Annotated in this window: 11 protein-coding genes and 1 pseudogene; 8 read left to right on the top strand and 4 right to left on the bottom strand. The window is 68.4% G+C overall.

Going from position 1 to position 11,471, the window contains the following annotated elements; all coding sequences use genetic code 11:
- Positions 1-106: 106 nt before the first annotated feature.
- Positions 107-1,150, bottom strand: a complete 1,044-nt coding sequence (locus AB0J80_RS34730) for an NAD-dependent epimerase/dehydratase family protein (protein ID WP_364713613.1) — start codon at positions 1,148-1,150, stop codon at positions 107-109.
- 130 nt (positions 1,151-1,280) lie between these two features.
- Between AB0J80_RS34730 and AB0J80_RS34725 the strand changes: the two genes are divergently transcribed.
- The 8 genes and pseudogenes from AB0J80_RS34725 to AB0J80_RS34690 all read left to right on the top strand — a co-directional run bounded on the left by AB0J80_RS34725 (position 1,281) and on the right by AB0J80_RS34690 (position 8,151).
- Complete coding sequence (locus AB0J80_RS34725; RefSeq protein WP_364713612.1) at positions 1,281-1,940, top strand: glycosyltransferase family 2 protein; 660 nt, start codon at positions 1,281-1,283, stop codon at positions 1,938-1,940.
- Positions 1,937-2,551: a DUF2064 domain-containing protein gene (locus tag AB0J80_RS34720; protein WP_364713610.1), complete on the top strand. Its 615-nt coding sequence runs from the start codon at positions 1,937-1,939 to the stop codon at positions 2,549-2,551. Before AB0J80_RS34725 ends, AB0J80_RS34720 begins: the two co-directional genes overlap by 4 nt.
- Positions 2,548-3,198: a class I SAM-dependent methyltransferase gene (locus tag AB0J80_RS34715; protein WP_364713609.1), complete on the top strand. Its 651-nt coding sequence runs from the start codon at positions 2,548-2,550 to the stop codon at positions 3,196-3,198. The genes AB0J80_RS34720 and AB0J80_RS34715 overlap by 4 nt, the downstream gene beginning before the upstream one ends.
- Positions 3,171-4,337, top strand: a complete 1,167-nt coding sequence (locus tag AB0J80_RS34710) for a molybdopterin-dependent oxidoreductase (protein WP_364713607.1) — start codon at positions 3,171-3,173, stop codon at positions 4,335-4,337. Before AB0J80_RS34715 ends, AB0J80_RS34710 begins: the two co-directional genes overlap by 28 nt.
- A gap of 2 nt (positions 4,338-4,339) precedes the next feature.
- Positions 4,340-4,834, top strand: coding sequence for a hypothetical protein (locus tag AB0J80_RS34705; protein WP_364713606.1), 495 nt, complete (start codon positions 4,340-4,342; stop codon positions 4,832-4,834).
- A gap of 10 nt (positions 4,835-4,844) precedes the next feature.
- A complete protein-coding gene (locus tag AB0J80_RS34700) occupies positions 4,845-5,546 on the top strand; it encodes a response regulator transcription factor (RefSeq protein WP_364713604.1) in 702 nt (233 codons plus the stop codon).
- Positions 5,539-6,549: pseudogene (locus AB0J80_RS34695) on the top strand (HAMP domain-containing sensor histidine kinase); the annotation flags it as partial. The gene AB0J80_RS34700 and the pseudogene AB0J80_RS34695, both read left to right, overlap by 8 nt.
- Positions 6,550-6,939: 390 nt before the next feature.
- Positions 6,940-8,151, top strand: a complete 1,212-nt coding sequence (locus AB0J80_RS34690) for a cytochrome P450 (protein WP_364713602.1) — start codon at positions 6,940-6,942, stop codon at positions 8,149-8,151.
- A gap of 293 nt (positions 8,152-8,444) precedes the next feature.
- Here AB0J80_RS34690 and def read toward each other — a convergent pair whose 3' ends face one another.
- From def to AB0J80_RS34675, 3 genes are all read right to left on the bottom strand, one after another.
- Positions 8,445-8,981, bottom strand: a complete 537-nt coding sequence (gene def, locus AB0J80_RS34685) for a peptide deformylase (RefSeq protein ID WP_364713600.1) — start codon at positions 8,979-8,981, stop codon at positions 8,445-8,447.
- Between the two features lie 20 nt (positions 8,982-9,001).
- On the bottom strand, positions 9,002-9,778 hold the full coding sequence (locus AB0J80_RS34680) for a sulfite exporter TauE/SafE family protein (RefSeq protein ID WP_364713598.1): 777 nt from the start codon (positions 9,776-9,778) through the stop codon (positions 9,002-9,004).
- A gap of 320 nt (positions 9,779-10,098) precedes the next feature.
- Complete coding sequence (locus AB0J80_RS34675) at positions 10,099-11,262, bottom strand: M48 family metallopeptidase (protein WP_364713596.1); 1,164 nt, start codon at positions 11,260-11,262, stop codon at positions 10,099-10,101.
- Positions 11,263-11,471 lie beyond the last annotated feature (209 nt).

Genomic DNA, 11,471 nt, shown 5'->3' with positions numbered 1-11,471 from the left:
GGCTGCGGCTGCGGCTGCGGCTGCGGCTGCGGCTGCGGCTGCGGCTGCGGCTGCGGCTGCGGCTGCGGCTGCGGCTGCGGCTGCGGCTGCGGCTGCGGCTGGATGATCACTGACGCAACCCGGCGCGCGCGAACTCCGCCATGCCGCTTGCGATGTCGATTTCGGCACGGAAACCCAGTTCTCGCGCGGCTTTCACCGGAGACGCCACGACATGCCGGACGTCGCCGAGCCGGAACTCACCGGTGACGATCGGCGGCGGTCCGCCCATCACGTCCGACAGCGCCGTCGCCATCTCCCGCACCGTGCAGGGTCGACCAGAGGCAATGTTGTATGCGGCCATTCCCTGGATCTCGACCTTCAATGCGGCAACATTCGCCCGCGCCACATCTGCGACGTGCACGAAGTCCCGACGTTGGCGGCCGTCTTCGAAAACGCGCGGCGGCCTTCCTTTCTCCAGCGCTGACCGGAAGATCGCTGCCACGCCGCTGTAGGGCGTGTCCCGAGGCATTCCCGGCCCGTAGACATTGTGGTAGCGCAGGGCCACCACTGACCCGCTCATTTGCCGCGCCCAAGCGGCAGCCAGGTGCTCCTGCGCGAGTTTCGTGGCGGCATAAACACTGCGTGGCTCAAGCGGCTCATCCTCCGCGACCGGAATCGACACCAGGTCCCGCCCGCATACCGCACACGCCGGTTCAAATTCACCGGCCATAAGATCAGACTCGAGCCGCGGTCCGGGTCGCTGCACACCGTGGTCGGAGCATTCGTAGACTCCCTCGCCGTACACCACCATAGAGCTGGCGAGGACCAGGCGCGTCACGCCCGCCCGTGCCATCTCCGCCAACAGCACAGCTGTTCCCAAGTCGTTGTTGCCGACATACTGCGGAAGATCCGCGAGGTCGATACCCATACCCACCATCGCGGCCTGATGCACGACGACGTCCACGCCTCGCAGCGCCCGAGCGACCGCCTCTCCGTCACGCACGTCCGCCACCGTGACCGGAGCATCCGCAACCACGGCGGGAATCGAATCTCGATGCGTGGCGGAAAGACCACTGTCCAGGACGGACACGCGATATCCCTCCTCCACAAGGGCTCTCGTAACGTGGTTTCCGATGAAGCCGGCACCGCCGGTCACGAGCACATGATTCACGAGGCCGACCGTATGCCGGGCGAGGGACATCACGGAAGTGTTCTACCGATCCGTAAGAGGTTGGTAAGAAGTCCAGATCCGTCAGAACTTTGTAAGGTTTTCCCGGCCTAACCAGCGATAGCTTCCGTTCATGACTGATGTCGTGTTGCCGTGCTTGAATGAGGCTGCCGCGCTGCCCTGGGTGCTGGCCCGGATGCCGGCGGGTTTCCGCGCGATCGTCGCCGACAACGGCTCTACCGACGGGTCCGCCGACATCGCTCGTGCGCACGGCGCCCGCGTCGTCTCCGTGTCCCAGCCCGGCTACGGTGCTGCCGTACACGCAGGGCTGATCGCAGCGGACCCCGATGACGACGTGGTCTGCGTGATGGACGCCGATGGTTCCTTCGATCCTTGCGAGCTGACTCGTTTCGTCGGTCCGGTTCGAGAAGGTGCCGCTGATCTCGTCGTAGGCCGGCGGCGACCGACGCGGTGGACCTCCTGGCCCGCACACGCGCGTATCGGGAACGCCATTCTGGCCCGTCGGGTGCGCCGGATGACAGGCCTTGCCGTGTATGACATCGGTCCGGTCCGTGCCGCGCGGAGATCCGAACTTCTGGCCCTCGACCTGCGCGACCGCCGCTTCGGATATCCCCTGGAGCTTCTGGTGGCCGCCGGCCGAGCGGGTTGGCAGGTCACTGAGCTGAACGTGTCCTATCACCCACGGGCTCAGGGCACCAAGTCGAAGGTCACGGGCACTGTTCTAGGGACTGCGCGCGCCATCCGGGACATGAGGGCGGTGCTGGCACGATGACGCAGTTCCTGGTCCTCACCAAGACTCCCGTTCCCGGACGGGTCAAGACCCGGCTGTGCCCGCCATGGACTCATGAGCAGGCCGCCGAGGTCGCCGCCGCAGCCCTCGCCGACACTATTGACACGGTTTCTGCGACGCCCGCGGTCGTGCGGACCCTGGTGGTCGACGGCGACTATCCAGGCCCATCGGGATGGAGACGGGTGCCGCAGCGAGGCAGTTCGTTGCAGGCTCGTCTGGGCAATGCCTTCATCGACACGGCGGGGCCGCCGACCGTGCTGATCGGCATGGACACGCCTCAGCTGACCACGGATCTCTTGACGCGAGCCGCCGACCTCGCCGACGCAGACGCCACGCTCGGCCTGGCCGAGGACGGCGGATGGTGGGCTCTGGGCCTGCGCGACGCGAGCAACGCCATGGTGCTTCGTTCTATCGCCACCTCGACCCACCAGACCGGACACCGGACCCTGGCCGCACTACGAGGGCGTGGTCTCCGAGTCGCCCTGTTACCGGTGCTGCGCGATGTCGACACGTCCGTCGACGCTCGAGCCGTGGCCCGACTGTGTTCAGTGGGCGGTCGGTTCAAGAGCGTCGTCGAAGGGATCGCACCGTGAGCGCCGAGGTGTTGAGCCACTATGACGAAGCCCTCCGAGCGGCAGCGGAGCAACGTGGCGCCGAGCTGATTCTCCGAGACGTCTTCGGCGCGGAACGCATGATCGACGCGGCGGATTGGTACCACGAACACTTGCCCGGCGATCAGGGCTTGCTCGACCGATGTTCCGGCCCGACGCTCGACGTCGGCTGCGGCCCCGGCCGCCTGACAGTCGCGCTGCAAGGCCGCGGCTGTCTTGTTCTGGGCGTCGACGTGAGCAGCGCGGCGGTGCACATCGCCCGCAGCCGCGGAGCGCTCGTGCTGCGCCGTGACGTCTTCCAGCCCTTGCCCGGTCAGGGCAGGTGGCACGACGTCCTGCTCGCCGACGGCAACATCGGTATCGGCGGCGACCCTCGTGCTCTTCTCCGGAGATGCCATGACCTGACAGATGCCGCAGGACGGGTGCATGTCGAGCTGTCACCTCCAGGCATGCGGAGCTGGGCCGGGCGGGCGACCATACGAGGCGCTAGCGACCGTCCTGCCGCACCCTTCCGGTGGGCGGAGGTGGCGGCGGACGACCTCGCGACCTTCGCCGCGCCTGCGGCGCTACGCCCCGTGGACACGTGGCAGGAGGCGGGGCGATGGTTCGCATCCTTGGCAAAGCACTGAAGCTTCCCGGGCTGGTCAGGCCACAGGTCTTCGACTCCGAACTCCGGTCGACGCGTTTGACGAGTCAGCTGGGCATAGCTCTCGGCGTCGCGTTCATGATCTGCTTCTTCACCGGCGTGATCAGTCATCTCATTCAACACCCGCCCGGGTGGTTCTCCTGGCCATCGCGCCCGGCGGGCCTCTACCGTCTGACCCAGGGACTTCACGTGGTGACCGGCCTGGCGTTCGTCCCGTTGCTCGGCGCGAAGCTGTGGTCGGTCTACCCACGGCTGTTCCAGTGGCCTCCGCTGCGTTCTATCGGCCACGCGATCGAACGAGCAAGCATCGCGGTGCTCGTGGCCGCGGCGTTGTTCCAGGTCGTGGGCGGCGTACTCAACATCTCTCGCTGGTACGGCGCATTGCCCTACTTCTTCACCACTGGGCATTACTGGGTGGCATGGTTGACGGTCGGTGCGCTGCTGACGCATATCGGCGTGAAGCTGCCACTAGTGCGCGATGCGCTCGCCCGCTCGGACGCCATCGCAGACAAGGGCGGCCTCAGCCGTCGTGGCTTCCTGGCAACGGTGGCCTCTGCGGGCGCGGTGATCACGGTGGCGACGGTCGGCCAGACCGTGAGCCCGTTGGCCCGAGTGTCCGTGCTTGCTCCGCGGCGTCCCACCGTCGGCCCGCAGCGGCTGCCCGTCAACAAGACAGCAGCCGGCGCCGCGGTTGCCGGTCAGGCTCTCGACCCCTCATATCGATTAGTGGTGGCAGGACCGGAACGCGAGGTCAGGCTCTCCGTCACTGACCTGAGAGCCTTGCCGCAACACACCGTGATCCTGCCCATCGCGTGCGTCGAGGGGTGGAGCGCGAACGGGACCTGGACCGGCGTGCGCCTGCGGGACCTGGCCGACCTTGTCGGCGCGCACCCGCAGGCCGCGTCCGCGGAGATCGAGTCGCTCGAGCAACGAGGTCGCTACCGCAGGTCGCACGTGCCATCGTCACATCTCGCGGATGCTCTGACGCTCATCGCCCTCGAGCTCAACGGTGCCGTGCTGCATCTCGACCACGGCTATCCCGCACGCCTCATCGCCCCGAATCGACCCGGCGTCCTTCAGACCAAGTGGATCAGCCGGATATCCATCCGCAACGGGAGCTAAGCGTGACGAACCAGCGAGACGAGCGCCGAAGGGCCGGCGGTGCTAGACGCCTATTGATCGGGACGGGCGCGCTTGTCATCGCGTACGCGATCAGTGGGGCGATCGCCGATCCGGATCTCAAAGTCGGTGGCGTCGTGCTGTTCCTCGGTGCGGTGCTGGGACTCCACGACGCAGTTTTCATGCCGCTGGTCCTAGGAGCTGGTGCGCTGTTGACCCGTTCGCACCCGCTCGTTCGTGCGGCGTTGATAGTGAGTCTCGCCGTCACGCTCGTGGCTCTGCCGCTCGTCCTCGGGCACGGGCGAGATCCGGACAATCCCTCGGCGTTGCCTCTGCCGTACGGCAGAGGGCTGGGGGCCGTCCTGATCGCCATCTGGGCACCTACCCTCGCATTCCTGGCACTTCGGAGATCCGGCGACCGGCAACAGCGATGGCGACGCAGCAACCGTCAGAAGACGGTAAGAACTCGGACGCTGCCTCCGGGCCCCTCCGATGGGTAGCGTCGGGGTCGTGACCCACCACGTACTCGTCGTCGATGACGATCCCACCGTCAGCGACGTGGTCCGGCGTTACCTCGAGCAGGACGGCTGCCGCGTCCGGCTCGTGGCCGACGGTGAAACCGCTCTGGCCGCTGCGCTCGCCGAGATGCCGGACCTCGTCGTGCTGGACTTGATGATGCCGGGCATAGACGGCATCGAGGTGTGCCGCCGCCTGCGCCGCACCGCGCCCGATCTACCCGTGGTGATGCTGACGGCGTTGGGAGAGGAACCCGATCGTGTGCTAGGGCTCGAGGTGGGTGCCGACGACTACGTGACCAAGCCGTTCTCGCCGCGGGAGCTGACCCTGCGGATCCGCTCGATCCTGCGTCGGGCCGGCCAGGTGACCGAGAAGCCGCACCCCGTCCTCTCCGACGGTGATCTGGTGGTCGACACGTCCCGGCGGCTGGTGACGATGGCCGGCGCGCCGGTCAGGCTGACGAAGGGCGAGTTCGACCTCCTCGTCTTCCTCATGAACAACGCCGGTCGGACCTGGACGCACCAGCAACTCCTCGAGAAGGTGTGGGGCTGGTCGGTGGGCGAGACGGGCACGGTGACCACCGCCATGGCTCGCCTGCGCTCCAAGATCCAACCTACCGGCGATTCTCCGAAGCGGATCATCACTTCTTACGGCGCAGGTTATCGATTCGAGCGGGTGGGTGGCAGCAATGCGTGACCTCATGCTGATCGGCCTGTATGCGTTGATTGCCGGCGCAGTGGTGGGGCTTATCGGCGAAATCTCCCTGCGGGTCCTGCGCCACCGGTCGATCATCATGCACATCTGCGTCATGCTGACGATCACCGTCGCCTCCGTCGTCGCGGGTGTTGCTGCGGTCGCGCACGCCATGTTTTTGTCAGCGCACGACCTTCAAGTCGTGCTCATCACCGTGTTGGCCTCGGCGACGGTGAGCCTTGCGGTCGGCACGACGTTCGGTCGCCGCCTTGCTGCCGCCTCCGTCTGGTCCGTGCAGGCTCGAGAACGGGAGCGTCAGGTGGAGGCCAGCCGCCGGGAACTCGTCGCCTGGGTGTCCCACGACCTTCGCACCCCTCTCGCGGGGCTGCGGGCGATGGCCGAGGCGTTGGAAGACAACGTGGTGAGTGACCAGGAGACCGTGGCGGACTATCACCGGCGCATCCGGGTCGAGACAGATCGCATGAGTCATCTCGTGGACGACTTGTTCGAGCTGTCCCGGATCAATGCCGGCACGCTGCAGCTGGCCTTTTCCAACGTGCCTCTCGGCGACGTCGTGTCCGACGCCATCGCGACCACTGCCCCGCTCGCGGAACGCCGCGGTGTCCGCATGATCGCTCGTGAAGGCGACTGGCCCGTCATCACGGCCGGCGAGCCGGAGCTCACCCGGGTGATCGCGAACCTCCTCGTCAACAGCGTGCGGTACACACCGCCTCACGGCTCGGTGCACATTGACGCCGGCGCCGAGCAGGGGGAGATATGGGTGGCGGTGTCTGACACCTGCGGAGGCATACCCGAGGCGGACCTTCCCCGTGTGTTCGATGTGGCGTTCAGGGGCGAGAGCGCGCGAACCCCGCAGCCGCAAGAGGACGCATTCGGCGGTGGACTCGGACTGGCCATCGTCCGAGGTCTGGTGGAGGCACACGGCGGACGCGTGCACGTGAACAACACGGCCGTCGGATGCAGGTTCGAGGTTCGGTTGCCTGTGTCGCCACCGCAAGTGTCCGGGTCGCACACCCCGAGAACGGCAGCGGCGGGACCTGGCGACCCGAGGCGGCTTCAGACCGCCAGCAGCGCGAGCCATCCGGGATCGACTGGCTGGGCCGTCGCCACCCCCGCACACCGAGCAGCGAACGCGGTTCCAGGCAGCGAGCAAGGTGAGCTACCCACGGAGTTCACCGGGCGTCCGGACAGCCGGTGACGAATGTGGTCCGCGCGGGCAGCCACCCGACCCGAACACCGTTCACCGAATCGGCTCGCCGTGCGGGCCGCGGCAGACCATGAACGCTCGAACGTCGTTCGCCGAATCGGTTCGCCGTGGAGGGCCGAGCGCAAACCATGGACGACTGTCACTGAACCCGCCGGTAGGCTCGGCACCATGACGGCCATCGTGGAGAGTCCAGAGGTGTCGGCGCTGCTCGACGAGCTGACCCGGACGGTCGGGCGTGAGGACCCGTACCCCCGTTACCACCGGCTTCGCGAGATTTCACCGATCGTGCGTGCCGACGACGGCGCCCTCGTGGTGACCCGGTATGCCGACTGCGTGGCGGTCACCCGCGATGCGCGCCTCGGGCACATGCCGCCGCACATGTTCGACTTCGTGAGCCCCGGCTGGCAGGACCACCCCGCGCTGCGGCAGCTGTTCACCAGCATGCTCGTCAGCAACCCGCCGGACCACACGCGGCTGCGGCGCCTGGTGAGCTCGTCGTTCACCGCCCGGCGCGTACAGGCCCTGCGACCGCGGATCGTCGAGATGGTCGGCCAGCTGCTCGACCGCATGACGGGTGAGGCGGACTTCGTCGAGGCTTTCGCCTTTCCGCTCCCGGTCAACGTCATCGGCGAGCTGCTGGGCGTTCCCGAGCCGGATCGCGCCCAGTTCCAAGGCCTCGTGCGGGACTGGACGCAGGTTCTCGATGTCATCACCCCCGACGTGCTGAAGACCGCCGACCCGGCCGCGACGACGATCCGGGACTACCTGGCGGGGCTCGCCGCCGAGCGGCGCAAGCAGCCCGCCGACGACCTGATCAGCGCCCTCGTCGCCGCCGAGGAAGAGGGTGAGAAGCTCACCGAGGACGAGTTGCTGACGATGGCCGCGCTGCTGTTCGCCGCCGGCTTCGAGACGACGACGAACCTGCTCGCCAACAGCGTGGTCGCGCTGCTGCACAACCCCGAGCAGCTCGCCCTGCTGCGCGACGATCCGGGCCTCGCGCCGGGCGCGGTGGAAGAGCTTCTGCGGTACGACACGCCGGTGCAACTGCTGTCGCGGGTCACCTGGGACGACATCGAGGTGGCGGGTGTACCCGTGTCGGGAGGCGAACGCGTCGTCGCGTACCTGGGTGCCGGAAACCGTGACCCGGAACGCTTCCCGGAACCGGACCGGCTGGACCTCGCCCGCGCGGACAACGGGCCCCTGTCGTTCGGCGGCGGCATCCACTACTGCCTCGGTGCGCCGCTCGCCCGTCTCGAAGCGCAGATCGCCCTTCCGGCGCTCGTCGGCCGCTTCCCGAAACTCGACTTCGCGGGTACGCCGGAACGCAGGGACAGCTTGGCCATCCGCGGTTACACGAGGCTGCCGATCCGCCTCGGCTGATCGCGGGAAATAAGAGCGCCGCTGCGAATTCCACGGGGGAAGAACTCGCAACGGCGTCGATGGAAAGAGTATCGACCGTGGCGGTTGTTGTCCATCCGTACCGACGATCATGAGTGACCGGCCGAAACGGCATGCGAACCCGCCGGTCAGCAGGGCGACCTCGGCGGATCCGGTGCCGGAGTCGGCCACTGCGATAGCTCCGGCAACCCGGTCGGCCGAGGTGCGGAAGAAGGCAGGTACGGCGGGAAGGGCAAGCCTGAGCGCGTGAGGGTGCAAGCCAGGCGGCCGCCGGTCTACTCGGAGACGCCCACGCCCGGGGCTTCCGCGCTTTCGGCGAGCATCTTCTTCCGCCTCTTCGCCGGTAGCCGGTCGACGTACAGCAGGCCGTCCAGGTGATCCGTCTCGTGTTGCAGGCAGCGGGCCAGCAGACCCGTACCGTAGATCCTGATGGGTTCGCCGTGCATGTCGACGCCCGTGACGTAGGCGGTGGCCGGGCGGCCCACGTCGGCGCGGACGCCGGGGACGGAGAGGCAGCCTTCGCTGTCGACGTCCAGGCCGCGATCCGCCGGCAGGTGCAGAACCGGGTTCACCACATGGGCGACCACGTTGGTGCCGGTCTCGTCCGGGCAGTCGACCACGAACACGCGGGCGTCGACGCCGATCTGGTTCGCCGCCAGGCCGACGCCTTCCGCCGCCGCCATGCTCGCGAACATGTCCGCGATCAGCTGCTCGAGCTCGTCGTCGAAGACGGTGACGTCGGCGCAGCGACGGTGGAGTACGGGATTTCCGTAGCGCGTGATCGGTCGGGGCGTTCCAGCACGGGTCTGCACGTCGCCCATAGTACGAACATTCAGGCCAGACTCTGAGCGAGGTACAGGACGCCGACGGCCGTAGCCAGCGCGCCGAGCAGCAGACGCAGCCCCTTCTCCGGCAGGCGCGGTTGCAGCCGGGCGCCCAGGTAGCCGCCGATCAGCCCGCCGGCACCGCACGACAGGCCGATCAGCCAGTGCGGGGCGACGGCCCCTTCGGTGGTGAGGGCGAGCAGCGCGTACGTGCCGGCGCCCACGATCGAGGTCACGAAGGTCGAGGCGAGGGCGGCCGGTCCCACCACCGCAACCGGCATGCCGCGGCCGACGAGGATCGGGCCGAGGATGGAGCCGCCGCCGATCCCGTAGATGCCGCCGACCACCCCGACCGCCAGCGACAGCAGGGTGATGGCGCGCGGGCCCGGCGCGGTGCGGGCCGCTGCGCCGGTTCTGAACGTACGCACCCAGAGCCAGATCCCCAGCGGAAACAGGAACGCCGCCACGATGAGCCGGAAGGCGCGGGGGCCGGGGACGGCGTAGACCCGGATGAGTGCGCCGACAACCACGCCGGGCAGGGTGCCCCACAGCATGATTCGGGTCAGGGGGCCGGCGAGAGCGCCGCGGCGGCCGTACCGGAGCAGGGCACCAGGGCCGGAGACGACGTTGAAAAGCAGGTTCGTCGGGGTGACGGCCGGGTTGGGCACGGCCAGGACGCTCAACTGTACGGGCAGCAGGAACACCGCACCGGACACGCCCACGGGGGTCGTCAGCAGCGCGATGACCATGCCGGCCGCAAGACCGACGACAACCTCGAGCACCACGTCAGTCTTCCGGAACGGGTTTCGGGGCGGCGCACCGGAAGGCTCATGGATCGCCGCTCGTCGCCTTGAACGGGGGTCGAGGCGACGAGCGGCGATCGGTCCAGGGGTCGAACGTTGAACACCGGACCGGAATCGGTCCGCGTTCGGGTCGAGGGCCGGAATCTGTTCCCGACCCGGGTGCGGGGCTCAGGCCCGGGTTCGGGCTCAGGCCGGGACTCGGGCTCAGACCCGGACTCGGGCTCAGACCCGGACTCGGGCTCAGACCCGGACTCGGGTTCGCGTACGTTTCCGAGTCCGGCTAGAGGTCCTCCGGGTACGGATCAGGGAGTAGAAGTCCCGCCGTTCGGGCCGTCGTTCGTTCCGTCGTTCGTTCCCTCGTTCGGGCCGCCGTCCGTGCCGTCCGCCGGCTGACTGGTCCGGCGGGCGGCACGGGTGGCCGCTCCAGCCGCCGTGCTCGCCCAGTTGCGGGCTCGGCCCGCCTGCGTGCCGGCCCAGTCGCCCAGGTCCGCGGCGCCGCCCGTGACCCGGCGGGCCAGCGTCACCAGGGGGTCCTGGGAGTTCTGGAACGTCTCGCGGTAGTGCGATGCCGCGGCCTTCACGTCGGCGGTGACCGAGGCGTTCCCGTCGGAGTCCCGGCGATCGTATTCGCCGGTCAGGATGCGGCCGTACTCGCCGGAGTCGACCCAGCGGCGGAGCTCGGCGGCGCGGGCGACCGGGACCGGGTGGCTGCTCCAGGCCGTCATGCCGATCTTGTGGATGCTGTCGCGGAGGTCGCCGCCGCCCTGGTACTCGGCGGCCTGCTCGAGGAAGGCGGCCGTGTCGATCTGGGTCAGGTCGCCGCCGCCGGCGAGCTTCATCAGCAGGCGGGTGGAGGCAGCCGGGTCCTGGCCCGCGAGCAGGCCCGCGCGGTCGGCGGAGAGCTCCGCCTTGCGCCACCATTCGTACATGGCGGCGATGATGGCTCGCAGGGCGATGGCGCCGATCGGGATCCAGCTGACGTTGGTGGCCCACTTGGTCAAGATCATCATGATCGTCTTGTAGACCGCGTGGCCGCTGCGGACGTGGCCGATCTCGTGGCCGATGAGGGCGCGCAGCTCGTCGTCGTCGAGCTTCTCCACGGCCGCGGTGGTGATGACGATGAACGGCTTGTCCATGCCGATCGCCTCGCCGTGGATCATCGGGGCCTGCGTCACGTACAGCTCGGGCAGCTCCGCGACGTCGAGGGTGGTGGCGGCCTCGATGAAGCGCTGGTAGACGCGAGGGTACTGGCGGTGGTCGACCCGGATGGAACCGGCCAGGTACGCCAGCCGGAACCCTCGCTCGTTCCACATTCCGAAGAACGCGCGGACGACGTCGTCGAAGCCGCGGAGCTCCCGGAGTGCGGTCAGGGCGCCGCGGTCGGCGGGGTGCTCCCAGGCGCGGGAGCTGATGCCGGTCAGCGTGATCCGCTGTCGTGCGGGCCGGTTCTCGTCGTCGATCGTCATCTTTGTCCTTCCAGGTCGCCGCCTTCGCCTGAAGGCTCTACGGCAGTAGAGCTTGGCCCCGCGGTCCTGGTTCGCGCATCGGCTCCTGGCCGGAACTGCGCGCGAGCGCCTCTGACTTTCGGCCGATCGGGGCAGCCGGGGCTTCCCCTAAGGGGAGAGACCGGACAAACCCTCAGCCTGAGGTGTTTTTGATGGATCCACTGCCTTGT

Source organism: Actinoplanes sp. NPDC049548 (assembly GCF_040676695.1).
Classification (GTDB): domain Bacteria; phylum Actinomycetota; class Actinomycetes; order Mycobacteriales; family Micromonosporaceae; genus Actinoplanes.
Note: the sequence above shows the minus strand (reverse complement) of the source record. Positions and strands in the feature narration are given on the sequence as shown.

Excerpts from the sequence above, each read along its gene's own strand:
- AB0J80_RS34675 (WP_364713596.1), bottom strand. The coding sequence starts at position 11,262 with ATGACGATCGACGACGAGAACCGGCCCGCACGACAGCGGATCACGCTG.
- AB0J80_RS34725 (WP_364713612.1), top strand. The coding sequence starts at position 1,281 with ATGACTGATGTCGTGTTGCCGTGCTTGAATGAGGCTGCCGCGCTGCCC.
- AB0J80_RS34720 (WP_364713610.1), top strand. The coding sequence starts at position 1,937 with ATGACGCAGTTCCTGGTCCTCACCAAGACTCCCGTTCCCGGACGGGTC.
- AB0J80_RS34690 (WP_364713602.1), top strand. The coding sequence starts at position 6,940 with ATGACGGCCATCGTGGAGAGTCCAGAGGTGTCGGCGCTGCTCGACGAG.
- AB0J80_RS34710 (WP_364713607.1), top strand. The coding sequence starts at position 3,171 with ATGGTTCGCATCCTTGGCAAAGCACTGAAGCTTCCCGGGCTGGTCAGG.